24 protein-coding genes are annotated in these 25,739 nt (G+C 65.0%); 15 read left to right on the top strand and 9 right to left on the bottom strand.

All coding sequences use genetic code 11. From position 1 onward, the window contains the following. Positions 1–120: 120 nt before the first annotated feature. The gene (locus tag ACB031_RS16655; RefSeq protein WP_371139918.1) at positions 121–2,526 is read right to left on the bottom strand and encodes a zinc/cadmium/mercury/lead-transporting ATPase; all 2,406 of its coding nucleotides are present in this window, start codon (positions 2,524–2,526) and stop codon (positions 121–123) included. Positions 2,527–2,743: 217 nt separating this feature from the next. On the opposite strand from ACB031_RS16655, the gene tpx reads away from it, so the two are divergent. Next, on the top strand, positions 2,744–3,244 hold the full coding sequence (gene tpx, locus ACB031_RS16650; RefSeq protein WP_017765270.1) for a thiol peroxidase: 501 nt from the start codon (positions 2,744–2,746) through the stop codon (positions 3,242–3,244). A gap of 68 nt (positions 3,245–3,312) precedes the next feature. Here the strand turns inward: tpx and ACB031_RS16645 are convergent, their stop codons facing one another. Further along, a complete protein-coding gene (locus tag ACB031_RS16645; RefSeq protein ID WP_371139917.1) occupies positions 3,313–4,122 on the bottom strand; it encodes an ABC transporter substrate-binding protein in 810 nt (269 codons plus the stop codon). 147 nt (positions 4,123–4,269) lie between these two features. Between ACB031_RS16645 and ACB031_RS16640 the strand changes: the two genes are divergently transcribed. Further along, the gene (locus ACB031_RS16640) at positions 4,270–5,490 is read left to right on the top strand and encodes a DEAD/DEAH box helicase (protein WP_139396742.1); all 1,221 of its coding nucleotides are present in this window, start codon (positions 4,270–4,272) and stop codon (positions 5,488–5,490) included. A 160-nt stretch (positions 5,491–5,650) separates the two neighbouring features. Beyond that, complete coding sequence (locus tag ACB031_RS16635) at positions 5,651–7,132, top strand: alkaline phosphatase D family protein (RefSeq protein WP_201877415.1); 1,482 nt, start codon at positions 5,651–5,653, stop codon at positions 7,130–7,132. A 38-nt stretch (positions 7,133–7,170) separates the two neighbouring features. Here ACB031_RS16635 and ACB031_RS16630 read toward each other — a convergent pair whose 3' ends face one another. The 5 genes from ACB031_RS16630 to ACB031_RS16610 form a co-directional block, all read right to left on the bottom strand. After that, a complete protein-coding gene (locus tag ACB031_RS16630) occupies positions 7,171–7,959 on the bottom strand; it encodes a hypothetical protein (RefSeq protein WP_371139916.1) in 789 nt (262 codons plus the stop codon). Beyond that, positions 7,956–9,272, bottom strand: coding sequence for a sphingomyelin phosphodiesterase (locus ACB031_RS16625; protein WP_139396737.1), 1,317 nt, complete (start codon positions 9,270–9,272; stop codon positions 7,956–7,958). Before ACB031_RS16625 ends, ACB031_RS16630 begins: the two co-directional genes overlap by 4 nt. 173 nt (positions 9,273–9,445) lie before the next feature. Beyond that, on the bottom strand, positions 9,446–10,276 hold the full coding sequence (locus tag ACB031_RS16620; RefSeq protein WP_139396735.1) for a CPBP family intramembrane glutamic endopeptidase: 831 nt from the start codon (positions 10,274–10,276) through the stop codon (positions 9,446–9,448). A gap of 161 nt (positions 10,277–10,437) precedes the next feature. After that, positions 10,438–10,731, bottom strand: coding sequence for a hypothetical protein (locus ACB031_RS16615; RefSeq protein ID WP_005308637.1), 294 nt, complete (start codon positions 10,729–10,731; stop codon positions 10,438–10,440). A gap of 62 nt (positions 10,732–10,793) precedes the next feature. Continuing rightward, positions 10,794–11,168: a YacL family protein gene (locus ACB031_RS16610; protein ID WP_005308639.1), complete on the bottom strand. Its 375-nt coding sequence runs from the start codon at positions 11,166–11,168 to the stop codon at positions 10,794–10,796. A 322-nt stretch (positions 11,169–11,490) separates the two neighbouring features. On the opposite strand from ACB031_RS16610, the gene ACB031_RS16605 reads away from it, so the two are divergent. The 7 genes from ACB031_RS16605 to ACB031_RS16575 all read left to right on the top strand — a co-directional run bounded on the left by ACB031_RS16605 (position 11,491) and on the right by ACB031_RS16575 (position 18,901). Next, positions 11,491–12,606 carry a sugar diacid recognition domain-containing protein gene (locus tag ACB031_RS16605; RefSeq protein WP_024942037.1) on the top strand — a complete coding sequence of 372 codons (1,116 nt, stop codon included), beginning with the start codon at positions 11,491–11,493 and terminating at the stop codon, positions 12,604–12,606. Positions 12,607–12,725: 119 nt separating this feature from the next. Beyond that, a complete protein-coding gene (locus tag ACB031_RS16600; protein ID WP_005308643.1) occupies positions 12,726–13,988 on the top strand; it encodes a GntP family permease in 1,263 nt (420 codons plus the stop codon). A 9-nt stretch (positions 13,989–13,997) separates the two neighbouring features. After that, positions 13,998–15,131 (top strand): glycerate kinase, encoded by a 1,134-nt coding sequence (locus tag ACB031_RS16595; protein ID WP_211027997.1) that lies wholly within the window; start codon positions 13,998–14,000, stop codon positions 15,129–15,131. A gap of 210 nt (positions 15,132–15,341) precedes the next feature. Further along, positions 15,342–15,905 (top strand): NnrU family protein, encoded by a 564-nt coding sequence (locus tag ACB031_RS16590; RefSeq protein ID WP_005308646.1) that lies wholly within the window; start codon positions 15,342–15,344, stop codon positions 15,903–15,905. 62 nt (positions 15,906–15,967) lie between these two features. Further along, the gene (locus ACB031_RS16585) at positions 15,968–16,504 is read left to right on the top strand and encodes a glutathione peroxidase (RefSeq protein ID WP_017782231.1); all 537 of its coding nucleotides are present in this window, start codon (positions 15,968–15,970) and stop codon (positions 16,502–16,504) included. A gap of 82 nt (positions 16,505–16,586) precedes the next feature. Next, on the top strand, positions 16,587–17,522 hold the full coding sequence (locus ACB031_RS16580) for a LysR family transcriptional regulator (protein WP_026141420.1): 936 nt from the start codon (positions 16,587–16,589) through the stop codon (positions 17,520–17,522). A 182-nt stretch (positions 17,523–17,704) separates the two neighbouring features. Next, positions 17,705–18,901 carry a NupC/NupG family nucleoside CNT transporter gene (locus ACB031_RS16575; protein WP_017787492.1) on the top strand — a complete coding sequence of 399 codons (1,197 nt, stop codon included), beginning with the start codon at positions 17,705–17,707 and terminating at the stop codon, positions 18,899–18,901. 347 nt (positions 18,902–19,248) lie between these two features. Here the strand turns inward: ACB031_RS16575 and ACB031_RS16570 are convergent, their stop codons facing one another. After that, entirely contained in the window at positions 19,249–19,743 is a 495-nt protein-coding gene (locus tag ACB031_RS16570) for a methylated-DNA--[protein]-cysteine S-methyltransferase (protein WP_025202238.1), read from the bottom strand. Positions 19,744–19,766: 23 nt separating this feature from the next. Beyond that, positions 19,767–20,183 (bottom strand): alternative ribosome rescue aminoacyl-tRNA hydrolase ArfB, encoded by a 417-nt coding sequence (gene arfB, locus ACB031_RS16565; protein ID WP_005308653.1) that lies wholly within the window; start codon positions 20,181–20,183, stop codon positions 19,767–19,769. 201 nt (positions 20,184–20,384) lie between these two features. On the opposite strand from arfB, the gene glnK reads away from it, so the two are divergent. From glnK to ACB031_RS16540, 5 genes are all read left to right on the top strand, one after another. Then, positions 20,385–20,723, top strand: coding sequence for a P-II family nitrogen regulator (gene glnK / locus ACB031_RS16560; protein WP_005308655.1), 339 nt, complete (start codon positions 20,385–20,387; stop codon positions 20,721–20,723). Between the two features lie 206 nt (positions 20,724–20,929). After that, positions 20,930–21,937, top strand: a complete 1,008-nt coding sequence (locus ACB031_RS16555) for a Fe(3+) ABC transporter substrate-binding protein (protein WP_124249378.1) — start codon at positions 20,930–20,932, stop codon at positions 21,935–21,937. Positions 21,938–21,976: 39 nt separating this feature from the next. Further along, positions 21,977–23,602 (top strand): ABC transporter permease, encoded by a 1,626-nt coding sequence (locus ACB031_RS16550; RefSeq protein ID WP_371139915.1) that lies wholly within the window; start codon positions 21,977–21,979, stop codon positions 23,600–23,602. A gap of 69 nt (positions 23,603–23,671) precedes the next feature. Beyond that, positions 23,672–24,706, top strand: a complete 1,035-nt coding sequence (locus tag ACB031_RS16545; protein ID WP_099360161.1) for an ABC transporter ATP-binding protein — start codon at positions 23,672–23,674, stop codon at positions 24,704–24,706. A gap of 103 nt (positions 24,707–24,809) precedes the next feature. Then, positions 24,810–25,715, top strand: coding sequence for a Dyp-type peroxidase (locus tag ACB031_RS16540; RefSeq protein ID WP_371139914.1), 906 nt, complete (start codon positions 24,810–24,812; stop codon positions 25,713–25,715). Positions 25,716–25,739: the final 24 nt, after the last annotated feature.

Genomic DNA, 25,739 nt, shown 5'->3' with positions numbered 1-25,739 from the left:
GAGAGTAAGCAAAGCGCGACTGCCGACCGGCAGCCGCGCTTTTTCTTTGCCGTCGAAGGCTGTGCAATAAAAAAGCCGTCCCGAGGGGGACGGCTGTTGGTTGTGCCGTTAACGGCCGGCTTAGCGCTTGCGCAGCAGGCGCAGGGCGTTGGCGGTGACCAGGGCGGTGGCGCCGGTATCGGCCAGCACCGCAATCCACAGGCCGGTGATGCCAAGCAGGCTGGTGACCAGGAAGATGGCCTTGAGCCCCAGCGCCAGCGCTATGTTCTGGTGGATGTTGGCCAGTGCCGCGCGGGAGAGTCGGATCATGGCGGCAACCCCGCCGAGCTGGTTGTGGGTCAGCGCCGCATCGGCGGTCTCCAGCGCCACGTCGGTGCCGCCCCCCATGGCGATGCCGATGCTGGCCCGCTTCATGGCCGGCGCGTCGTTGATGCCGTCGCCGATCATCGCAACCTTTTGCGTGAGGCCGAGCTTGGCGATCTCATCGACCTTGCCCTCCGGCAGCAGGCCGGCGCGCCAGCCCATGCCGAGCTCGCCGGCGATGGCCTCGGCGGCGCGGGGGTTGTCACCGGTCAGCATGATGCTCTGCAGGCCAAGCTCGCTCAGCTCGCGCAGGGCCGGGGCCGCCTCGGGGCGGATCTGGTCGCGCAGAGCCAGCAGGGCCGCCGGGGCGGCGTCAGGCTGACCGAGCACCACCACCGTCTTGCCTTGCTGCTCCAGGGTGGCAACCCGGGCCTGCATCGCCGCATCCAGGGTGGCGACCCGGCTCGGTGCCAACAGCTGCCAGAGGGTACCGTCGATGCGACCCTCCACCCCCATGCCGGGCAGGGCGCGCAACTCCTGGGCCGCAGCGGGGCTGAGGCCCCGTTCGCCGGCCGCCGTCACCACGGCGCGGGCCAGCGGGTGGTGGGAGCCCTGCTCGATGGCCGCTGCCAGTGCCAGCAGCTCGGCCTCAGGCTGGCCATTGAGGCTCACCAGTTCGGTCAGCTGCGGCTTGCCCAGAGTCAGGGTGCCGGTCTTGTCAAAGGCCAGGGTATCGATGTGGGCGAGGCGCTCCAGCGCGGCGCCCCCCTTGATGAGGGCCCCCTGCCGGGTGGCTGCCGCCAGCGCCGAGGTGACCGCCGCCGGGGTGGAGATGACCAGGGCGCAGGGGCAGCCGATCAGCAGCAGCGCCAGCCCGCGATAGACCCACTCGTCCCAGCTCTGGCCGAAGGCGAGTGGCGGTACCAGCACCAACAGCAGGGCGACCAGCATCATGGTCGGGGTATACCAGCGGCTGAAGCGGTCGATGAAGCGCTCGATGGGGGCGCGCTGGGTCTCGGCCTCTTCGATGAGATGCAGGATGCGGTCGATGGCGTTGTTGCCGGGCTCGGACACCACTTCGAGACGCAGCACCCGATCCGCCGCCAGGCTGCCGGCGGGCACCTTGTCACCCTGACGGCGCTCCACCGGGATGGATTCGCCGGTCAGGGCGCTCTCGTCAAAGGCGCCGAGGGCGTCGAGCAGGCGGGCATCGGCCGGCAGACGGGCGCCCGGAGCGATTTCGATGATGTCGCCTGGACGCAGTTCATCGGCGGCCACCTCTTCCCGCACCTCGCCCTCGGCAGTGGTGCGGATGCGCAGCGCCTTGTCGGGCACCAGCGCCATCAGGGCGGTGACCCCGGCGCGGGCGCGGCCGGCGGCGTAGGCCTCCAGATGTTCCCCCAGCATGAACAGCAGCAGCACCATGGCCGCTTCGGCGGTTTCGCCGAGGAACAGGGCCCCCACGGCGGCGACCGTCATCAGGGTTTCGATGGCGAAGGGGGAGCCGCTCTTGGTCAGCGCCCACGCCTTGCGAGAGATGGGCCACAGCCCCCAGAGGGTGGCCAGGGTAAACAGCGGCTGACCGATCTGGCTCGGCAGCAGGGCCGCTACCAGCATCAGGCCGGCCAGCGACAGCGGTTGCCAATATTTGCCGAGCAGGGTCTGCAGCGGGCCGCGTTCGCGGCCGGACTCCTGCTTGCCGCTGCGCTCGCCCTTGAGCTGGAAGCCGGCGGCCAGCACGGCGGCGGTGACGGGATCGGGGGAGAGGCCGGGGGCCAGATCCACCACCAGCTTCTCGGTGGCAAACAGCACGCGGGCCTGCTGCACGCCGCTCACCCGGCTGACGGCCGTCTCTATCTTGCGGGCACAGCTGGGGCAGTCCATCCCCAGCACCTGCCAGCTGTGGCGGCGGCTGTTCTGCTCGGGGGCGTCCAGCGGCGGCTCGTCCGCGGCGGAGGCGTGATCGTGCGCATGACCCTGCTCATGGTGATGGTCGTGTTTGGTGTCGGTGCAGCAGCCCCCTCTGGGGGGCTCTTCGTCACCGGGGACGTCGGAGACCCCGCGCGCCTGATGATCGTGGGGAGCCGGGGTGGCCGCGCAACTGGCCGTTGCCGTGTTGTCACAGCAGTGGCTGGTGTGGCTGTGCTCGGCCTGGGAGGCGGCCGCCTTGCTGACGGCCTTGATGGGGGCGGCGTGCTGATGGCTGCAGCAGGATTTGCTCATGGTGCGTTCCTCTTGAGGGACCCCGCCCCTGCGGGATCCTGGATGACTGAGCCGAGTGTAAACCTTGGTGTTAAGTCCAAGGTCAACCCCCTTTCTTTCTGCTCCTCCAGACGAGTGCTTTGGCGATCCTATATCCCTGTGATTGGCGGGTGTTTGTCCCCGCCCGGCGGGCCTATACTGGAGGCCCTGATCCTCCCTCGATAATCAAGGACATAACATGAGCAATACCGTTACTCTGCAAGGCAACCCGGTTTCCGTCGCCGGTCACTTCCCGGTTGCCGGCGAACAGGCCAAGCCCTTCTCCCTGGTGGCCAAGGATCTTTCCGACGTGACCCTGGCGAACTTCGCCGGTCAGCGCAAAATCCTGAACATCTTTCCGAGCGTCGATACCCCGACCTGCGCCACCTCAGTGCGCAAGTTCAACGAGCAGGCAAGCAGCCTGAACAACGCCGTGGTGCTGTGCATCTCCGCCGACCTGCCGTTCGCCCAGGCCCGCTTCTGCGGCGCCGAGGGTCTGGACAAGGTGGTGAACCTGTCCACCCTGCGTGGCGTCTCCTTCCTGCAGGACTACGGCGTGGCCTTCTCCTCCGGCCCGCTGGTGGGTCTGGCTGCCCGCGCCATCGTGGTGCTGGATGAGCACGACAAGGTGCTGCACAGCGAGCTGGTGGCCGAAGTGGCCGACGAGCCGAACTACGCCGCCGCCCTGGCCGTGCTGTAATCGCGTCGGGTCGACAAAAATCCCGCCGGGGCCATGCCCCGGCGGGATTTTTTTATGGGCGGCTGACGTCAGGGGGACGTGGCGACCGGCTGTGATGAGGGCTTGGGTTGCCACTCCACATAGGGGCGGTGCAACCTGGCGTAGATCTCGGCCAGCTTGCCGGAGGCGGCGAGCCGGTCAATCGCCTCGCCGAGGAAGCGATCCATCTCGTCGCCGGCGGGCCCCTTGGCGATGATGAAGACATCCTCGAAATCCCCCAGATGTTCCCGATGGATGCTGGTGAGCTTGAGCCGGCGCAACATCAGGTCGGCCTCCTCCTGGGCCCAGATGAAGGCATCGATGCGACCGCGGGAGAGCTTGCGCAGAGACTGCTCTATGCTCATCGACCGCTGCAGCGGAATGGGCAGAAAGCCGGGAGTCGCCTCGATCAGCAGATCCCGCTTGGTGGGCACTATGCCGTAGGCCATGTCGGGGGTGATGATGTGGTCGGTATTGCTGTAGAGCACGTGGGTCACCTTGCCGAAACTGCGGGTGCTGAAGCGATAGGGCAGCAGGTCGGCATCCTGCAGGTTGCGGATGGCGGGCAGGCTGAAGTCGGCGGTGCCGGCGATCACCCCGGCCATGGCCCGGGCGAGGGGATAGATGGTGATCCGGATGCTGATATCCGGATAGAGATCGTCGATGGCGCGCACCAGATCCACGAAAGGACCCGTCTTGTCGGCATTGATCAGCCCAGGCAGCTCGCCGAGGTGGGCGTTGATGATGCGCACCGGCTTGGCGGCGGGGGGGGCCTGGGGATCGGCGCGGGAGAGCCCCAGGCTGGTCAGCCCCAGCAGGGCGAGCAGCAGCAAGAGGGGCAGGGTGGGGGATCGGGTCATGGTCGGGTAGCTCCGCCTTGAGAGGTTTTCTGAAGTGTAGCCAGCGGCACCCTGGCGCGGCGGCCCGGCACCTGAGCGGATTGGGTTTTACTTATGGGCCCCCGCTCACTAGACTTCGCCCTCCCACTTGCTTATCCGTACCGTGCCATGACCTTTGACCAACTCGCCCTTGCCCCCGCCCTGCTGGCGGCCCTGCCAACCAATCTTCAGCACCCGACCCGGGTACAACAACTGGCCATCCCGGCCGCGCTGGCGGGACGGGATCTGCTGGCGCTGGCCCGCACCGGCAGCGGCAAGACCCTGGCGTTCGGCCTGCCGCTGCTGCAGCGGCTGGATCCCGCCCTGGCAGAGGTGCAGGGGCTGGTGCTGGTACCGACCCGAGAGCTGGCGGTGCAGGTGAGCGAGGCGTTGCAGGGGCCGGCCGCCGGGCTGGGTCTGCGGCTGGTGACCCTGTGCGGCGGGGTGGAACAGGCGCAGCAACAGGCCGAGCTGGCGCTGGGGCCGCAGCTGCTGGTGGCGACCCCGGGGCGGCTGCGGGATCTGCTGGGCCAGCAGTTGCTGACCCTGGCCGGCCTGCGCACTCTGGTGCTGGACGAGGCGGACCGCCTGCTGGAGATGGGGTTCTGGCCCGATATCCAGTGGCTGATGAAGGCGATGCCGGACGCGCGGCAGCAGATGCTCTTCTCCGCCACCCTGCCCGCCGAGCTGGAGGCGCTGGCAACCGGTCTGCTGAAAGAGCCCGCGCGGGTGGAGGCGGATCCCCGCAACAGCGTGGCCGACGACATCGAGGAGCGGCTCTATCTGGTCAACAAGAGCAGCAAGGTGCCGGCGCTCATCAGCCTGCTCAAGGCCCACGAGTGGCCGCAGGTGCTGGTCTTCATCAGTGCTCGCGACGACGCCGACGGGGTGGCCCGCAAGCTGGCCAAGGCGGGCATCGCGGTGGCGGCCCTGCACGGTGAGAAGGAGCAGGCGGTGCGCGAACAGGCGCTTGGCGACTTCAAGGCGGGCAAGGTGCGGGTGCTGGTGGCCACCGATCTGATGGCGCGCGGCATTCACGTGGAGGCGCTGCCGCTGGTGATCAACCTGGACTTGCCCGCCAGCGCCCCCGTCTACGTGCATCGCATCGGCCGCACCGCCCGGGCCGGGCGCAGCGGGCTCGCCATCTCCCTCACCTGCCATGGCGAGGCCGACACCCTGGCGGCGATCCGCTCCCTCACCGGGCGCGAGCTGCCGCTGGCCGAGCTCACCGGCTTCCCGGTGACCGACAAGCCAGCCAGCGGGGAGGGCAAGCGCGCCCCCCGCGACAAACAGGCCAACCGTCGCACCCAGGCCAAGCGCAGCGTCAAGCAGTTCAAGGGCAAGGCGTAGCGCCTCCCGTCATGACCGGTGTGACAGGCCGGTTCATCGCAGCACCAAACAGTGAAAGGGTCGGGGCCAAACCCTGACCCTTTCTGTTTGCCCACCTGGTCACTATCAAATAGCGGTCGCTTCGCTATGCTCCATGGGTTTCACCATGGAGGGATGACGAATGACCAGTCTGGTAATGGGCCCCCTGCTGGGCCTCGAGTCAGAGACCGAGTACAGCATCTGTTTTATGGCGCAGGCCAGCTGCAAGAGTGCGGCCGTGCGGATCAACGGCGAGCTGCTGGCCGCCAGCAAGCAGGCGGATACCCCGAGAGGCGGCTTCTGGCGGTTGGTCTGGCAGGCCAGTCCCAAGAGCAAGGCCGGCACCCCCGTCGACTACGAGATCCTGCTGGACAACAAGCCGGCGCAGGATCTGGCGGGATACGACAAGTGGCAGTTCCATCTGCCGGGCAAGAAGGAGCCGGTGCGGATAGGCTACGCCTCCTGCAACGGCTTCTCCGACTTCAAGCTGCTCACCTCCACCCCGGCCCCCTACGTCATGTGGGACAAGCTGGCCGCGGAGCACAAGGCCCATCCCTTCTCCCTGTTGCTGATGGGAGGAGATCAGGTTTATGCGGACTCCCTCTGGACGAGCGTGCCGACCCTCAAGGCCTGGAACGAGCTGGACCGGGCGGAGAAGGTCAAGCGCAAGGCGACCCGGGCCATGGTGGAGCAGCTCGACCGTTTCTATTGCGACCTCTATTGCAAACAGTGGGGCCGCCTCGAGGTTGCCTTCATGCTGGCCAGGGTGCCGAGCGCCATGATGTGGGACGACCACGACATCTTCGATGGCTGGGGCAGCTACCCCGAGGATCTGCAGCGCTGCGAGGTCTATCAGGCCATCTATGCCGCCGCCACCAAGTACTTCCGGCTGTTCCAGCTGCGCACCGGTGCCAACGGGGCGCTGCTGGACAAGGGGCTGAATCACCACTCCTGGCGGCTCGGTTTCAGGGGCTACCAGATCCTGGCGCTGGACAACCGGGCCAACCGCACCCGCGACCAGGTGATGAGCCCGTCCCAGTGGGATCAGGTCAACGCCGCGCTGGCGGCCTGCGACACGGGCCACCTGCTGGTACTGGCGGGGGTGCCCGTGGTCTATCGCGACTTCTCCTTCACCGAGGCGGCGTTCGATGCCACCCCCTGGGAGGAGGAGCTGACCGACGATCTCAAGGATCACTGGCGGGCCAAGGCCCATCAGGGGGAGCGGGCCCGCCTCATCATGCGGTTGCTGGACAACGCCAGGCAGCGGCGCCAGAAGGAGCCTGGCTGCAAGACCCTGATCCTCTCAGGCGACGTGCACGTGGGGTGCCTCGGGGTCATTCAGGACAAGCGGGAGGGGCTCAACGTACATCAGCTGGTCTCCTCCGGCATCGTCCACCCCTGTCCCACCCAGTTTCAGTGGATGGGGATCCTGGCCATGACCAACGACGATCCCGAATACCTCGACGAGAGCCGGCTGATCCGCGCCGAGCTTATCAAGCCGTTCGGCGCCCCCGTCTACCTGCGTACCCGCAACTTCGCCACCCTGCTGATGGGCAGCGACGACAAGCTGTGGGCGAACTGGCATTGCGAGAACGGCGTGGCGGCCAGCTACCCGCTGGCCTGATGGCCAGAAAATGCGAAGGGCCCGTCAGGGCCCTTTTTTCATTGCGTTGGTGTGGCTGTGTCACGGGCGAAGAAGTCGCGCCTGAACTGGCCGAGCACCGCCTCCCTGTGCTGCTGCCAGCTCGCCTCGTCCATGTTGCCCCGGCTGGCTGCCAGCTGCTGCTCGAGCTCGGTCAACTGCTGCTGGTAGCGGCTGCGCTGATCCAGCTGCTGCTGGCGGCTGGCGGCAAACTGCAGGGTCGCCTCGGCCTGTGCAGCCGGCAGGAAGTGGTGGGCCAGGGTGGCGAGCTCCTCGTCTCCCCACAGCTGGCGTGCCTGCTGCAGCCGGGCCGCCGGGTTGAACAGTTCAGTCGCCAGATCCGGGTGCTCCGCCACCCACTCATCCTGCAAGCGGCTGAGGGCATCCAGCCGCTCGGCCAGCGGCAACTGCTCGTTCTCCTGCGCCAGCTGCTCGAGCGCCAGGGCGTAGCGCCCCTGCAGCCGAAACAGACTCTCCCCCTCGCCAAGCCAGCTGGCCTCTGCACCTTCCAGATTGGCCAGCCGCTCGGCCAGCGGCAGATCGCTGTCGCTTACCTCGCTGGCGAGCTGCTGGCTCAGCGCCTCCGGCATGGCTCGCCAGCTGGCGGGAGGTGGCTCGGAGCCGGTCTGTGTGGCGGCAACCGGCGAGGCGAGCGCCGGGGAGCCTGGCTGCTGTGCCGGCACGGGCGCAGCTGCGTCCGATGGGGCCAGGCTGGAGGGGGCCGGGCGCGCCGGCTCCTCCTGTGCGCCCAGGTTGAGCAGCAACAAGGCCAGCAGCGCCAGCGCCAGCAAGCCGTAACGGCGCTTCATCGGCTGATCTCTCCCTTGACCGGGAAGTGATCGGAGAGGTTGCTGGCGGGCCAGAGGCTGCCGTCGCTGCTGCGCGGGATCCAGACGCTGTTGAGGTTGTGGCTTGCGGCGCCGTACTCCCGGCTCACCACCAGATAGTCGAGGTACTCCACGTTGGCGCCGCCGGAGAGCGGACCGCCGGCATAGGGGTTGATCCTGGGATCGAAGGTAGCCTCGGTGTAGCCGCCGTAGGCCGGCTCGTCGGCGTCGAGATTGGCCAGCATGCCGGCGTAGTCATCGGCAAACTTGCGCTTGTTGACGTTGAAGTCGCCGCCATAGATGACGGTGTCGCTGGCGGAAATATTGAGGCTGGCGGCCAGGGTGCGCATCTGGCCGAACTGGATCTGGCGCAGGCGGCGCGCCTCGTCGGTGTCAAAGCTGGCGGTGTGGGTGGCGAACAGGTGCCAGGCCTTGCCCCCCTTGATCACCTCCGCATACATCACCCCCTTGTCGGCGAAGCAGTCGGTGCCGGTGCACTGGGGATAGACCAGCTGGGCCTCGCGCACTATGGGGTAGCGGCTGACGATCACCACGCCGCCGTCGTGGATGTTGACCCCCGGCTTGTCTAGCACCTTGGTCTGGTAGGGGTACTCTTTGGCCAGCGCCTGCAGGAAGCCCTCGCGGCGGCCGTCGAACACCTCCTGCAGCAGCAGGGCGTCATAGCCCTTGAGGTGTTCGGGCAGCAGCGCCAGCCGCTCGCCGATGCTGGAGGCGATCACCGGCAGCGCCCAGACGTTGTAGCTGGCCACCTTGAGCTTGCTCTCCGCCGGTTCCGGTTGCTCCCGCTTCTGTGGCGGAGTGAGCATATAGTGCAGATCGTCGTAGCGGCCGGTGAACTTGGCGGCGAAGGCCAGCTCCTGCGGCCCGTTCAGGCGGTGGATGGCGCGATCGCTCTGCCAGCCTGAGTTGTCTGCCGGCGTCTCGCCGCCGTGTTGCAGGGTGCTGTTCCACCAGGTGCCCTCCATCCGTTGATTGAGGCGATAGGTGTCGCCGCCGGGGGTGGTGACCCGGGTTTCGAACAGATAGCTCTTGCCCGCCTTCACCCCCTCGTAGCGGTTGAAGCTGAGCACCATGGCGCTCTCCCAGGGGCCCAGCTCAGTCCTGTGCTGGATCCACTGGCTGCCGGCCTGCAGCTCGCCGGAGCCGCTCTGGCGGATCTCCAGCTGGACCGGATCCGGGCTGTTGTTGGTGAGGTAGACATCGGTATCGGCCAGCGCCTGCAGCGGAAACTGGCTGGCCAGCAGCAGGGCGGCATAACTGACGGGCTTGTGCATCATGAAGTCCTTTTGGTTGAGACACGCAGGAAAGTGACTGTTATGGCGGGCACAGAGGTCATTTCATTTACATTTTTGTTACAAATAAATGAAAGGCCCCATATGGGGAGGCAGGGCGAGCGGACAGGTTGGCGAAGAGGCGGGGCGTGCCGGTTGGCACGCCCCCGAGGGGATCAGCGGCTGGCCAGCGGGTAGGTGAAGAGGGCCAGGTGGGCGAAGTTGAACAGGAAGTGGATCGCGATGGCGACGCTGAGGCGCCCGCTCAGCAGGAAGGCCAGACCATAACAGGCCCCCGCCAGCGCGGCGAACAGCACCAGCAGCGGGCCGCCGGCCAGGTGGGCGGCGCCGAACAGCAGGCTGGCTACCAGCACCCCAAGCCAGCGCCGGCTGCGTGCGGCTATCCCCTGCTGCAGGAAGCCGCGAAACAGCGCCTCTTCCGCCACGCAGGTGAACAGCAGGTTGTTGATGGCAAACAGCCACCACCAGCCGGGCAGTCCTACCTCGGGCTTGAGGGCTCCCAGCTGCCAGGCGGCGATCAGCAGGGCCGCCAGCGGCACCAGCAGCAGCGCCAGCCTGCGCCACTGAATGGCGCCGCCCGGGCCCAGCAAGGCGGGCCAGGCCAGCAGCAGGCCGAAGAAGACCAGCGGCTTGTCGAGGTTGAGGTACATGTTGAAGGGCACGCTGGCGGGGCCGGCCTGCACCTGATCCAGCACCTTCAGGTTGGTGAAGCCGGGGATGAGGTGCAGCATCAGCGCCACCGCCCACAGCAGTACGGCGCCCAGGGCGACGGCGCGCCAGGGCTGGGGCAGGGAGGGGGTACGCCAGGCCAGCAACAGACCCGCCGCGCTGGCCAGCAGGGCGACAGGGCTCAGGTGGCCGAGGCCGAGAGCCGCCAGCAGGGCGACCGCCAGCATGATGAAGCCGGGCAGACGCTGCCGGGCCAGACAGAGCAAGACGGCCAGCGCCAGTGCTCCCCAGATGAGTGAATCAGGTAGAGGTAACATTGAGTCTCCAGGGCCGATGAAAGTGCCGCACCTTAACAATGGGACATCCCATGAGACAAGGCTCAATAAGCTGGTCGGATCCCCGCGCGGCAGGAGAGAGCAGGCGAGCGGCCATAAAAAAACCGGAGCTGGGCTCCGGTTTTGGCAAGGATGCGACGCTATCAGCGGCCGGATTCGGCGATCACCCGGGCGATGATGTCGGCCCGCAGGTTGGCGTCCAGCTCGCCCAGGGCGATCAGGCCGGCCTTGAAGATCACGTTCTTCGGCAGGCTGACGTCGTCCAGGGTGGTGATGGCCTCTACGTGCAGGCCGTTCAGGCGGCTGGCATCGCGCGGGCTCAGGTTGACCTGGGTGTTCAGCACCTGCTTGCCCTTCTTCTTGGGCTGGGCGGGTTTCTTCGGCTGCTCTTCCAGCTCGTCTTCCGGCAGTTCGTCATCAAAATCGTAAATAGACATAGTCAATCCTGTTGGTTGGGCGAGGGGCCGTGAGCCCGACGTGGTTGTTCCGATGGGGTCAATCAGCCCATATCCTCGTTACGGATAAAGGCGCGCCAGGAGACGAGCACCTGGGCAAAATCTTCCAGCCCGCACATGGCCAGCTGTTCATCATCGTAGTAGGCGAGATCATCGAGATCCTCATCCTGCTCAATATTGAGGACGTTGGCCTTCACCTCGGCCTCCTCGTGGGTCAGCAGCAGGGAGTAGTCGCCGCCAAGCAGCCGGTATTCGGTGCGGGCCCGGCTGGAGAGCTGATCGATGATGGCGAACAGCTCGTCGAGTTTCTCCTCGTCCTTGCCCACTTCGTCGATCAGCCACTGACCGATGGCCTCGTGGCCCATGGAGAACCGGGCGCGATAACCGCCAAACGGATCGCGGCGAAATTCATAATCCATAGTTCAGTCCATAGCGGAAGGGTGAGTCGTCATGGGCAGGGGAAAATCCTGCTCCATGGCGGGGCGCATATAGCGTAAAGTGGCCTATTCTAGCGAGCCCCCCCTCGCTTGTCTTGAAGATGTGGCATCTTTGCCCCGGTGCAGGCGCTTTGTGGCCGGTCCGGCCCCCGCTTTGGAGATGTGATGCAGCTAAACGATACCCTCGCACGCCAGATAGTCAGTCGGGCGATACAGATCCTCTCTTCTTCGCTCAACGTGATGGATGAACGACTGAGGCCCGTCGTAGCTCCTCGTGCTCTTGTCTCGGTAACTGGTGGCGCATATGCAGCTCAATGACACCCTCGCACGGCAGATTGTCAGCCGGGCCATGAAGATCCTCTCTTTCTCGGTCAACGTGATGGACGAGCACGGCCTTATCATCGCGTCCGGCAACCCGGAGCGGCTCCATCAGCGTCATGAGGGGGCCGTGCTGGCGCTGACCGAGAACCGGGTGGTGGAGATCAGCGACGCCACCGCCCGCGAGCTCAAGGGGGTGCGCCCCGGCATCAACCTGCCCATCGCCTATCAGGGGGAGCTGCTCGGGGTCATCGGCATCTCGGGCGATCCGGACGAAGTTCGCGCTTACGCCGAGCTGGTGCGGATGACTGCCGAGCTGATCCTGGAGCAGGCGGCGCTCACCGAACAACTGCAGTGGGACAAGCGCCACAAGGAGGAGCTGGTGCTGCAGCTCATCCGTGGTGAAGGGCGCGAAGATCAGCTGCAGCAGGCGGCCCGCTTCCTCGGGCTGGATCTGGCCCAGCCGCGGGTGGTGGCAGTGCTGGCGCTGGAGGAGGCCGACCCGGCCCGGCTGCGGGAGCTGGTACACCTGCTGGAAAACCCGGAGCGGGACAATCTGGTGGCCATCAACGGCCTGGACGAGATAGTGGTGCTCAAGCCCGCCCAGCTCAGTGACGGCATCTGGCAGTCAGAGCAGGAGCGCAGTCGCATCAAGCAGTTGCTGGCCCGCATCCCCCACTTTCGGGTGCGCATCGGGGTGGGTGATTACTTCGCCGGCACCGACGGGCTGGCGCGATCCTACCAGACGGCGCGGGACACCTTGCGCCGCGGTATGCGGCAGGCGCCGCGCAAGCAGGTCTATTTCTTCGAGGATTACCGGCTGCCGGTGCTGCTCGGCAGTCTGGCGGACTCCTGGCAGGCGGATCAGCTGCGGGCCCCGCTGCACAAGCTGGCGCAGGAGGATACAAAGGGAACACTGCAGAAGACGCTGCGCCAATATTTCTTGCAGGATTGTGATCTGCATCCCTGTGCCGAAGCCCTGTTCATCCACCCCAATACCCTGCGTTATCGGCTGACCCGGATCGAGCAGATAACCGGGTTGAATTTCAACAAGTTAGATGACAAGTTCCTGCTCTATCTCGGGCTCAATCTCGACAGCTGATTTGTTCATATATACAGAAAGTTGCGTTTTTAAAAGCTGATATTTGGTTTTTTGACCAAAGCATTCCGATCCCGGATCACCATAATGGCCACCATTCACTCACTAGAAAGGTGCCCGTCATGACCCCGGTTACAGCCCTTGGCGCCCTCGCGGCGCTCTCCATCGCCATCTTCCTGATCCTGAAGAAGGTGCCACCCGCTTACGGCATGATCGTCGGCGCCCTGGCCGGCGGCCTGATCGGCGGTGCCGATCTGACCCAGACCGTCGCCCTGATGATCGGCGGTGCCCAGGGGATCACCACGGCGGTGATGCGGATCCTGGCGGCGGGCGTACTGGCCGGCGTGCTGATCGAATCGGGCGCCGCCACCACCATCGCCGAGACCATCGTCAAGAAGCTGGGCGAGACACGCGCCCTGCTGGCGCTGGCGCTGGCCACCCTGATCCTGACCGCGGTCGGCGTGTTCGTGGACGTGGCCGTCATCACGGTCGCCCCCATTGCGCTGGCCATCGCCCGCCGTGCCGATCTCTCCAAGGCGGCCATCCTGCTGGCGATGATCGGCGGCGGCAAGGCGGGCAACGTCATGTCGCCCAACCCCAACGCCATCGCGGCGGCGGACGCCTTCCATCTGCCCCTCACCTCGGTGATGGCGGCCGGCATCATCCCGGGCCTGTTCGGGCTGGTGATGGCCTACTGGCTCGCCAAGCGCCTCAACAACAAGGGCAGCAAAGTCGCCGCCGACGAGGTGGTGAGCTTCGATGGCAGCAAGCTGCCGGGCTTTGCCGCCGCCATCAGTGCGCCGCTGGTGGCCATCCTGCTGCTGGCCCTGCGTCCCATCGCCGGCATAGTGGTGGATCCGCTCATCGCACTGCCTCTCGGTGGCCTGGTCGGTGCCCTGATGATGGGCAAGTTCGGCAAGGTGAACCAGTTTGCCGTCTCGGGTCTGGCCCGCATGGCGCCGGTGGCCATCATGCTGCTGGGTACCGGTACTCTGGCGGGCATCATCGCCAACTCCGGTCTCAAGGATGTGCTGATCAGCGGCCTGACCGCCTCCGGCCTGCCCTCCTACCTGCTGGCCCCCATCTCGGGTGCTTTGATGTCGCTGGCGACCGCCTCGACCACCGCCGGTACAGTGGTAGCTTCCAATGTGTTCAGCTCTACCCTGCTCGAGCTTGGCATCAGCAGCCTGGCGGGGGCCGCCATGATCCACGCCGGTGCCACCGTATTCGACCACATGCCCCATGGCTCCTTCTTCCATGCCACCGGCGGCAGCGTCCACATGGGCGTGGGTGAGCGGCTCAAGCTCATCCCCTACGAAACCGCGGTCGGTCTGACCATCGCCGTTGTCTCCACCCTGATGTTTGGCGTGTTTGGCCTCGCCTAAGGAATTGATATGAAAATTGTTATCGCCCCCGATTCATTCAAGGAGAGCCTCAGTGCCATGGCGGTGGCCGATGCCATCGAGGCCGGTTTCAAGCAGGTGTTGCCGGATGCCACCTACGTCAAATTGCCGATGGCAGATGGCGGCGAGGGGACTGTGCAGTCCCTGGTGGATGCCACCGGGGGCCGCATTCTGCCCTTCCATGTGACCGCTCCCCTTGGCAACAAGGTAGAGGGCTTCGTCGGTCTGCTGGGGGATGGCGAGCGCGCCGTCATCGAGATGGCGGCGGCCTCCGGCCTGCATCTGGTGGCGCCTGAGCTGCGCAATCCGCTGCACACCTCGAGCAGTGGCACCGGCGAGCTGATCCTGGCTGCTCTCGACATGGGAGTGAAGCACCTGATCCTCGGCATCGGCGGCAGCGCCACCAATGACGGCGGTGCCGGCATGATCCAGGCGCTTGGCGGCAAGCTGCTCAAACGCGACGGCAGCCCCATCGCGCCGGGCGGCGCCGGTCTGGCCGAGCTGGCCACCATCGATCTGAGCGGGCTGGACTCGCGCCTCGCCAAGATCACCATCGAAGTGGCCTGCGATGTGGACAACCCGCTGTGCGGGCCGAAAGGGGCCTCCGCCGTGTTCGGTCCGCAGAAGGGGGCGACCCCCGCGATGGTGGCGCAGTTGGATGCCAACCTGGCCCACTATGCCGACTGCATCGAGCAGGCCCTCGGCAAGCAGGTGAAGGAGATCCCGGGGGCGGGTGCCGCCGGTGGCATGGGGGCGGCCCTGGTGGGCCTGCTCGGCGCCGAGCTCAAACCCGGCATCCAGATCGTCATCGAGGCGTTGAAACTGGCCGAGGCGGTGGCCGACGCGGATCTGGTCATCACCGGCGAGGGGCGCATCGACAGCCAGACCATTCACGGCAAGACGCCAATCGGTGTCGCACGCTGTGCCAAGCGGTTCGGCAAGCCGGTGATCGGTATCGCGGGTTGTCTGACCGACGACTGCGGCGTGGTGCACGAGCACGGGCTGGATGCGGTGTTTGCCGTGGTCAACCGCGCCATGTCCCTGCCGGAGGCGCTGGCCACCGCCACCACCAACCTGCAGCTCACGGCCCGCAACGTGGCAGCGCTCTACCTGCTGCGGCCCTGACCCTCTTCTGGCCGGTGCCTGGCGCCGGCCAACCCCGCCCCGTGTCGCGGTGACGACCCGCTCAACTGCGGGTCAGCCCGAAACACCTTGCCGATCAGATGATCGGCTTTTTTCATTATCCTGCTGTATCCCCAGTGCTTTTCTGCGGTTTCTGTATTCTGGCCGCCGACTTTGCGGCATAGTGATCCCCCATAGTACAAGGAGCGACCCATGATCTTGCTGACCCTGGGGGTACTGCTGTTTACCCTGACTCACCTCTACCCCTGCTTCGCGCCCGACCACAGGATCCGGCTGCGCGAGCGGTTGGGGGAGCATCGCTACAAGGGACTCTTCTCGCTGGTGCTGTTTATCGGCATCGCCTGCATCATTGCCGGCTGGCGCACCTCCAGCCCCTTGCCGCTCTATTTTCTGCCCGCCTGGGGACCGACTCTGATGATGGCGGTGATGCCCATCGCCCTGATCCTGTTCTGCTCCGGTCAGGGCCCCAACCACCTGCGGCGCTGGCTGGTGCATCCCCAACTGCTCGGCACCCTGCTCTGGGCCGGTGCCCATCTGGCGGTCAACAGCGAGGCCCGCTCCCTGGTGCTGTTTGGCGGCATCGGCCTGTGGGCACTGGTGAGCATCGTCTGGATTTCGGTGCGGGACTGGCAGCGCTATCCCCGTCCGGTGGCCAACTGGTACGGCACCGGGCTCAGCGTGGGGGCTGGGCTGGCGCTCACCGCCCTGCTGATCTTCTGGGGGCACGGCATGCTCACCGGCATCCCCCTCTATTGAGCCGGTGAACCGGCCGGCGTGTTCGCGCGTATGTCACTCATCTGCCTGACAGGAGTCACTCGATGAAAAGGATTGTCTTGTTGCTGACGCTGGCATCCGGTATGGCCGGCGCCGCCTGCCCCGACTACTTCAACGTGGAGATGCGGGAGCTCAATAGCACCCAGCGCCACAACCTCTGCCAGCTGACCGAGGGCAAGGTGGTGCTGGTGGTCAACACCGCCTCTTATTGTGGCTACAGCGGCCAGTTCCGGGATCTGGAGCGGCTCTATCAGGGCTACAAGGAGCAGGGGCTGGTGGTGCTGGGCTTCCCCTCCAACGACTTCAGACAGGAGGCGGGCAACGAGAACAAGACCGCCGAGGTGTGCCGGCGCGACTACGGGGTCACCTTCCCCATGTTTAACCGGGTGGCGGTGCGGGGTTCGGATGCGGTACCCCTGTTCAAGGGGCTGGCGGCGGCAGCCGATGGCGATGCCCCCAACTGGAACTTCCACAAATACCTGGTGGGGCGCGACGGCAAGCTCATCGGCAGCTACGGTGCCAACCAGAATCCGGCGGACGATCCCCTGCAACAAGAGGTCAAACGGGCGCTCGGCCTTTAGCGCTACCCCGCGGCGGGCCGCTCTGGAATAATGGGGGCCCGCTCTCCAGTCTGGTAATCCCGTGCTGCAACGTCTGCCCCAAATGGTGATCTTCGATGCCCTGGTCCGTGAACAGGGGATCTCTGCCGCCGCCCGGCGGCTCGGCGTCTCCAAATCCCACATCAGCAAGCAACTGGCCCAGCTCGAGGCAGAACTCGGTGCCCAACTGGTGCAGCGCACCACCCGCCGCTTCTCCCTCACCGAACTCGGCCAGGAGTATGCCCGCCACTGCCGTGCCCTGGTGGCGGTGGCGCTGGAGGCGGACTCCATGGTGGCGGAGCGGCGCGGCAAGGTGAGCGGCGTGCTCCATCTGGGGGTCGGTCAATCCTTCGGCCGGCTGCACGTGATCCCGCGGCTCAAGGCGTTTCAGGATCGCTACCCCGAGCTGGAGCTGGAAGTCTCATTGTTCGATCACCGCACCAATCTGGTGGATGAGGGGCTGGATCTCTGGATCACCACCTACGAGGACAAACCCGAGGCCCTGGTGGGGCAGCGGCTGGCGGACATCGGCTTCGTGCTGGTGGCCTCGCCGGACTATCTCTTGAGCCACGGCACCCCGCTCCATCCCAAGGATCTGGCCCAGCACAACTGCATCACCTACCAGAGCCGGGAGCGGCGCTACCACGAGTGGTCGTTTCGCCAGGGCAAGGAGCGCCAGACGGTGCAGGTGGCCGGCAACTACCGGGTGGATCTGGCGGAGGCGGTGCGCGACGCCGCCTTGGCCGGGCTCGGCATCGCCTACGTAGCCAACTACCTGCTGGACAAGGAGCTGCAGTCCGGCCAGCTGATCCCGCTGTTGCCTCAGTGGCGACCAAACCAGAAGATGGCGGTACACGCCGTCTATGCCAGGCGCGAGCACCTGGATCCCAAGATCCGGCTGTTCATCGATTTCCTCAAGGAGGGTTTCGGCCCCCATCCCTACTGGGAACAGCGGCTGGCCCCCTGGCTCGGCGGCAAATTGTCCGGTACAGAGGAATAATCGTTTCCATATAAGAACACTGGCTTTCGCTTGATACCAAAATCGAGCCAAATCAGCCAGTTGCCGCAACCGGTATCGTGAAAACGTTTTTGCTAACAGGGCTGTAACCAACTGGACTTGCAGTGGCGAGGCTGGGAGAGCAGAATCCGCGCCCATCTTTCGCCCCACCTGATGGAGTCCCTATGATTGCCCTGCTCGGCATCCTGAGCATCCTGGCCCTGGCCACGCTCTGCTCTGATAATCGTCGTCGTATCCCGTTGCGAACAGTGGGCCTGGCCCTCTGCCTGCAGATCCTCTTCGCCGGCCTGGTGCTCTGGCTGCCCGCCGGTCAGCACGTGCTGAACGGGGTGAGCGAGAGCGTGAGCAGCGTGATCGGTTACGGTCAGGAGGGGATCGCCTTCCTGTTCGGCGATCTGGCCAAGTTCAAGCTGGGCTTCATCTTTGCCTTTAACGTGCTGCCGGTCATCATCTTCTTCTCCGCGGTGATCGCCATCCTCTACCACATCGGCCTGATGCCGAAAGTGATCGCCCTGCTTGGCGGCGGCCTGCAGAAGCTGCTGGGCACCGGTCGCGCCGAAAGCCTCTCCGCCACCGCCAACATCTTCGTCGGCATGGTGGAGGCGCCGCTGGTGGTCAAACCCTATCTCTCCAAGATGTCCGATTCCCAGTTCTTCGCGGTGATGAGCTGCGGCCTCGCCTCCGTGGCTGGCGGTACCCTGGTGGGTTACGCCAGCATCGGGGTCGAGCTGAAATACCTGATCGCGGCGGCCTTCATGTCGGCGCCGGCCGGTCTGGCCATGGCCAAGATCCTGGTGCCGCCTGCCGCCGAAGAAGAGGACCATCATCAGGACGTGGTGATCCCGCGTGCCACCAACGTGATTGAAGCGGCCGCCGATGGTGCCATGTCCGGTCTCAACATCGCGGTCGCCGTGGGGGCCACCCTGCTGGCCTTCGTCGGCGTGATCGCCATGCTCAACGGCCTGCTGGGCTGGGCCGGCGACCTGGTGGGGTTGGATCTGAGCTTCCAGATCATCCTGGGCTGGCTGTTCGCTCCCGTCTCCTGGCTGATCGGCATTCCCTGGGAGCAGGCTCAGGCCGCCGGCGCCCTGATCGGCACCAAGATAGTGGTGAACGAGTTCGTTGCCTTCATCGCCCTGGTGCAGGACCAGACCCTGAGCGAATCGAGCAAGGCCATCGTCACCTTCGCCCTGTGCGGTTTCGCCAACATCTCCTCCATGGCGATCCTGATCGGTGGCCTGGGTGCCATGGTGCCCGAGCGCAAATCCTTCATCGCCCGCTACGGCATGCGCGCCATCCTGGCGGGGGTGCTGGCGAACCTGATGAGCGCCTCGCTGGCCGGCCTGTTCCTCGCCCTCTGATTGACCCCAGAAGTTAGCACCTTCCGGTCAGAGCCCGCTTCGGCGGGCTTTTTTGCGCCCGTCTGCCGGCAAAAAAAAGCGCCTCAGGGAGGCGCGGGGGAAAAAGACAGATTGGAAGCGTCACATGGGTGCCACTTGAATGAGGGATGAGCCATGCCATCCAAGTGTGAAGGCATGATGCCTGAGGCTGTCTGAAGCCCTTCTGAGGCGATTCTTCATACTATGTTCATTTTGCTAAACGCAATGCGGGCTGGCTGGTCAGTGGCTCAGGAAGGCAGCGCGACGCCGTCTGAGGTTTGCTGTTCCAGCGCCGGCAACCAGGTTGCTAACGGGATGCCAGCCGCGGCTCAGGGGGTCAGCACAAAATGATCGGCACTCTGCTGCTCCAGTGCCAGCAGCCAGCGTTTGATGGGGATGCCGCCGGCATAACCGGTCAGCTCGCCGCTGCGGCCGATCACCCGGTGGCAGGGCACTATGATGCTGAGCGGGTTGCGGCCGTTGGCGGCCCCCACCGCGCGAACCGCCTTGGGATTGCCGATGGCCTGGGCTATCTCGAGGTAGCTGACGGTCTCACCGTAGGGAATGTCGCCCAGGGCGCGCCATACCGATTGCTGAAAAGGTGTGCCCCGGGCGGCGAGCGGCAGATCGAAGCGGCGCAGGCGACCGGCGAAGTAGGCAGCGAACTGCTCGACGAAAGGGGCGAGCGCCAGGTCGTCCCGCTGCCACTGGTCGGTCGGCGTCACCGGTTGTTCGCCTCGCACGAACTCCACGTAGCGCAGCCCGTCCCGATCGATGGCGATGAGCAGGGGGCCGTGGGCGCTGTCGCAAAAACTGTATTGCATGTTGTCATCCTCGGGTGTCGGGCCTAGTCCACGACCGGCTTGCCGCGGGTCGATTTGATCTCCCCCTTGCGCTTCTTGGCATCGACCCGCTTGCGCTGGGAGCTGCGGGTCGGCTTGGTGGCATGGCGGGCCTTGGGACGCCAGGCTGCTTTTTTCAGCAGCTCCACCAGGCGGTTCATCGCCTCCTTGCGGTTCATGTCCTGACTGCGATGGGTCTCGACCCGGATCAGGATGAAGCCGTCGTGAACCCGGCTGTCGCTCAGCTTGTCGAGCCCCTCCTTGTAGAGCGGGGTGAGGCTGGGGGAGCTGCGGTAATCGAAGCGCAACCAGACGGCGGAGTCGGTCTTGTTGACGTGCTGGCCGCCGTTGCCCTGTGCCCGCATGGTCTGGAATTGCAGTTCATGCCAGGGCAGGGTGACGCTGTTGGAGATGACTAACATACTGCTGTGCTCTTGTTTGGTGCAGCGGCGCTGGCTGGTTCAGCTTGGTGCCTCATAATGGGGCGAGCTGCGCTCCCTTGGTGATGTCGGGAGAGTCCTGCTCCAGACGCAAATGCTATCTTTTTGAAATTAAACAATAAAAAGACTTGGCACAAGAATTGATTCCCCATTCATGACATACCATGGATTGGGAGCAACCAGATGAAGCTGATTACTGCGATTATCAAACCCTTCAAGTTGGATGACGTGCGCGAGGCCGTCGCCATCTTGGGGGTCGAGGGTCTGACCGTGTCCGAGGTCAAAGGGTTTGGCCGCCAGAAGGGGCACACCGAATTATACCGGGGAGCCGAGTATCAGGTCGACTTCCTGCCCAAGGTCAAGCTGGAGATCGCCACCGCCGATGACAACGTCGAAGGGGTGATCGAGGCGATCTGCAAGGCCGCCTACACCGGCAAGATAGGTGACGGCAAGATCTTCGTCTATGACCTGCTGCAGGCCGTGCGCATTCGGACCGGCGAGAACGACGACGAGGCGCTCTGACGGCCCTGACGGGGCTGGTGGTCGATGGGGTGTCGCTGATTGACTCCATGGTGGGGCTGGATAGGATTCTATCCGGCCCCTTTGTTTGAACGGCGTTTAAATATGTGATCCCGCAACGTCAGGATTTCTTGATCCCGCTGTCGAGCTCAATGCAAAATGCAAACAGCAATGGTTCTCACTCGATATAGCAACTCAAGGAATGGATGATGAAAATGAAGATGTTGGCACTGGCTTTCTCTGCGTTGGCGGCTCAGTCGGCGTTTGCAGCAGGGGAAGTGAATGTCTACTCCAACCGCCAGGATGAGCTGATCAAGCCCATCATCCAGCAGTTCGAGAAAGAGTCTGGCATCAAGGTCAACGTGGTGTTCGCCAAAGAGGGTCTGAACGAGCGTCTGGAGCGGGAAGGCAAGCTCTCCCCGGCGGATCTGATGCTGACCGTCGACATCAGCCGGTTGACCGATCTGGTGGACAAGGGGCTGGTGCAGCCGGTGGACAGCAAGATCCTGCAGGAGAACATCCCCGCCATCTATCGCGATCCGGACAACCGCTGGTTCGCCCTGACCACCCGCGTGCGCGCCATCTATTCCAGCAAGGAGCGCCTCGGCAAGCTGGACACTATCAGCTACGAAGATCTGGCCAAGCCTGAATTCAAAGGAAAAATCTGCACCCGTAGCGGCAAGCATGAGTACAATGTAGCGCTGGTCTCCTCCATGATCGCTCATCACGGCATGGCGGATGCAAAAACCTGGCTGGAAGGGGTCAAGGCCAACCTGGCGCGCAAGCCGCAGGGCAACGACCGGGATCAGGTCAAAGCGATCAAGGATGGTATCTGTGACCTGTCGCTCGGCAACAGCTACTACCTGGGCGCCATGCTGAAGGATCCGGCGCAGAAGTCCTGGGCCGATGCCGTCTATATCAACTTCCCGAACCAGGGGGATCGCGGTGCCCACGTCAACGTGAGCGGCGTGGCCATGACCAAATATGCCAAGAACAAGGCCGAGGCCCAGAAGCTGATGGAGTTTCTGGCCGGCGACACCGCCCAGCACATGTATGCGGACGTGAATGCCGAGTATCCGGTCAAGGCCGGGGTCGAGCCTTCCGCCATGGTCAAGTCCTGGGGCAGTTTCAAGTCTGACCCCATGCCGGTCAGCGATTACGCCAAGCACCGCAAGGACGCCTTGCAGCTGCTGGATGAAGTGAAATTCGACTTGTAATCAGATGGGGCCAACGGCCCCATCAACCTCTGTGGTCTCATGAAAAATTTTGGATGGATTACCGGCAGCTGGGCCAGCGCCCTGCTGCTGGCCTTGCCGGTGCTTGCCCTGGTCTTCTCCGCCTTCTCGGCCGACGGAGATCTGTTTAGCCACCTCGCCGATACCGTACTGTTCGACTATCTGACCAATACCCTGGGGCTGGTGGTTGGCGTCGTGCTGCTCAGCCTGCTGTTCGGCGTGCCGACCGCCTGGCTGGTGGCCATGTGTCAGGTGCCGGGTCGCCGTGCCCTGCAGTGGGCGCTGATGCTGCCCATGGCCATGCCCTCCTACATAGTGGCTTACGTCTACACGGATCTGCTCGACTACTCGGGCCCGCTGCAGGCGGGGCTGCGGCAGCTGTTTGGCTGGAGCAGTCCGGCCGATTACTGGTTTCCGGCCATCCGCTCCCTTGGCGGTGCCTCCTGGGTGCTGGCGCTGGTACTGTTTCCCTACGTCTATCTGCTGACCCGCGCCTCCTTTCTGGAGCAGTCGGTCAGCCTCATTCACTCCAGCCGCCTGCTGGGTTGCAGTCCCTGGCAGAGCTTTCGCCGCCTCAGCCTGCCGCTGGCACGTCCCGCCATCATGGTGGCGGTATCCCTGGTGGCGATGGAGACGTTGGCGGACTTTGCCACCGTCCACTTCTTTGCCATCAACACCCTGACCACGGCGGTCTACGATACCTGGCTCGGCTACGGCAGTCTGGCCACCGCCGCCAAGCTCTCCTGTCTGATGCTGCTGGCGGTGGTGTTGCTGATCGCGCTGGAGCGCCGCTCCCGCAGTCGGCAGCAGGTGTTCCAGAAGTCCATGGGCCACGAACAGCCGCTGCGCTACCCGCTCAAGGGGGCGCGGCGCTGGCTGGCCGGTCTCTGGTGCTGGGGACTGGTGCTGGCCGGCTTCGGTCTGCCGTTCGTCATCCTGCTGGATTACGGCGTGCGCTACTTCGAATTGTCGTGGACGCCGGAGTTTGTCCGCTTCGCCGGCAACAGTCTGGTCATCTCGGCGCTGACCGCTCTGCTGGCCATGGGCATCGCCCTGTTGCTCGGCTTCTGCCGTCGCCTCGATGGCGGGCCCAAGAGCCTGTTGCCGCTGCGCATCGCTGCCATGGGTTACGCCATGCCGGGTACCGTGCTCGCCATCGGGGTGCTGGTGCCGCTCACCGCCCTCGACTTTGCCATCAACGATCTGGCCGAGTGGCTGGGGCGCCAGGGGCCTGGGTTGCTGCTGACCGGCACCCTCACCGCCATCGTGTTCGGCTATCTGGTGCGCTTCGTGGCCATCGCCATCGGCTCGGTGGAGAGCAGCATGGGCAAGATCTCCCCCAGCCTCGACATGGCGGCCCGCTCCCTGGGGCAGGGGGATGGCGCCATGCTGCGGCGGGTGCACCTGCCGCTGGTGCGGCGCGGCCTGTTTGCCGGTGCCATGCTGGTGTTCATCGAATCCATGAAGGAGCTGCCCGCCGCCCTGCTGCTGCGGCCGTTCAACTTCGATACCCTGGCGACCCACGTCTACCAGTTCGTGTCGGACGAGATGCTGGAGCGCGGCGCGCTTGGCGCCATCGTCATTGTGCTGGTGGGGTTGTTGCCGCTCATCTGGGTCAACCGCAACCTGGATGGGGCGGGGCACTGAGTTCGCCCACCCTGGAGTGGTGTCTGGCCGCCGGTCGGTCTGGTTCAAAAGAATATGAGGAAGTCAGCCTTGTCCTGTTTGCAGGTTGAAAATGTCAGTTGCCGTTACAACGGCCGCAATGTGCTGGAACAGCTCTCCCTGACGGTGGCAGACAACGAGATTGTCTGTCTGCTGGGAGCGAGCGGCTGTGGCAAGACCACGTTGCTCAAGGCCATCGCCGGCCTGCTGCCGCTGGCGGAGGGCACGATTCGCCTCGGCGATACCCTGCTCGACGGGCCGGGGGCCAGCGTGCCGCCCGAGGCGCGCAACATCGGCATGATCTTTCAGGATTACGCCCTCTTCCCCCACCTGACGGTGGCGGACAACGTCGGTTTCGGTCTGACCCGGCTCGATCGCCGTGCCCGCCAGCAGCAGGTGGATGAGGCGCTGGCGCTGGTCAATCTGCAGGGGCTGGGGGATCGCTATCCGCACCAGCTCTCCGGCGGCCAGCAGCAGCGGGTGGCCATCGCCCGCGCCTTGGTGTGCAAGCCGCGGCTGATGCTGCTGGACGAGCCCTTCTCCAATATCGACACCCAGGTGCGGATGAAGCTGATCCTCGAGATCCGCGCCCTGCTCAAGCAGCAGGGGATCGGCGCCATCTTCGTCAGCCACAGCAAGGAGGAGGCCTTTGCTTTTGCCGATCGGCTGGCGCTGTTTCGCGCGGGTCACATCGAGCAGGTGGGCCAGCCTGAGCAGCTCTATCGTCGCCCCCAGAATCGCTTCGTGGCGGAGTTTCTCGGCGGGGTCAACTACCTGGCGGCCGAGGTGGTGGACAGTCACTGCGTGCGTACGGCGCTCGGGGTCATCTGCGGTAGCGAACCTCACGGCCGGGCAGTGGGTGAGCTGCTGCAACTGATGCTCAGGCCCCAGCAGCTGCTGCTGGAGAGCGCCGCGGATGGCGAGCTCAAGGTGGTGGAGCAGCAGTTCTTAGGCCACCACTGCCGGGTGCTGTTCGAGAGTGGCGAGCTGCGGCTGGAGGCGAGCATCGGCGAGCCGCTGGAGGGCGCGCGGGCGCGGGTCAGGGTGACCCCTCACGCCCTGGTGTTGTTTGACCCTTTACCCTGAACGCGTGATATCGTTGTGAAATCAATGAACTGGAACCGCGCTGGTTTATAATCGCGCAACGCTAATCGCCCATATCGCCAATGTCTGTTCAGGGGAGAGATATATGAAAGCCCAAGCCGGGATCTGTGCCGAGCCCAATCTGCACGCCCTCTATCTGATGTTCAACCGCACCGGTGACGCCGCCGAGCTGGTGGCCCGTCTGGCCAGGTTGCCGGCCCTGTGGGAGGCGGTCGCCGCCGATTTCCCCGCTGCCGGCTTCAGCGGTCTGGTGGCCGTCGGTGCCGATGCCTGGGATGGCCTCTATCCCGCCGCCCGTCCACCCCAGTTCCGCAGCTTCATGGCGCAATCCGCCAACGGTCAGGAGGCCCCCAACACCCCGTTCGATCTGTTCGTGCAGTTGCGCGCCGATCGGGTGGATGTGCTGCACCACGCCGGTCAGCGCGTGATGGCCCTGCTGGCCGGGTTGGTGGAACTGGCGGAAGAGGTGCGTGGTTTTCGCAACCTCGACTGCCGCGATCTGACCGGTTTTGTCGACGGCACCGAAAACCCGCAGGATGAGCACCGCGCCGAAGTGGCGCTGCTGGACGGCGGCGAGTTTGCCGGCGGCTCCTACATCCACGTGCAGCGCTGGGTTCACGCCATGAGCGACTGGGAGAAGCTGGCGCAAAAAGAGCAGGAAGACATCATAGGTCGCACCAAGGTCGACAACATCGAGTACGAGTCGGCCGACAAGCCGCTGACCGCCCACATCAAGCGGGTCAACCTCAAGACGCCGAAGGGGGAGTCCATGGAGATCCTGCGCCAGAGCATGCCCTGGGGCTCCATGACCGAGCAGGGGCTCTACTTCATCTCCTGCTGTCGTACCCCGCTGCACTTCAACGCCATGTTGGCCAGCATGTACAAGGGGGAGGGCAGTCACTTCGATCACCTGCTGCGCTTCACCAGGGCGGTGACCGGCGCGGCCTTCTTCGCCCCCTCAGAAGATTTTCTGCTGGGGCAGGGCAAATAAGCCCGACCCGCAGATAACAAAAAT

The organism is Aeromonas sp. S8(2024) (genome assembly GCF_041403085.1).
Taxonomy (GTDB): domain Bacteria; phylum Pseudomonadota; class Gammaproteobacteria; order Enterobacterales; family Aeromonadaceae; genus Aeromonas; species Aeromonas dhakensis.
The sequence above is the reverse complement of the archived record's forward strand: the minus strand, read 5'-3'. Positions and strand labels throughout refer to the sequence as shown.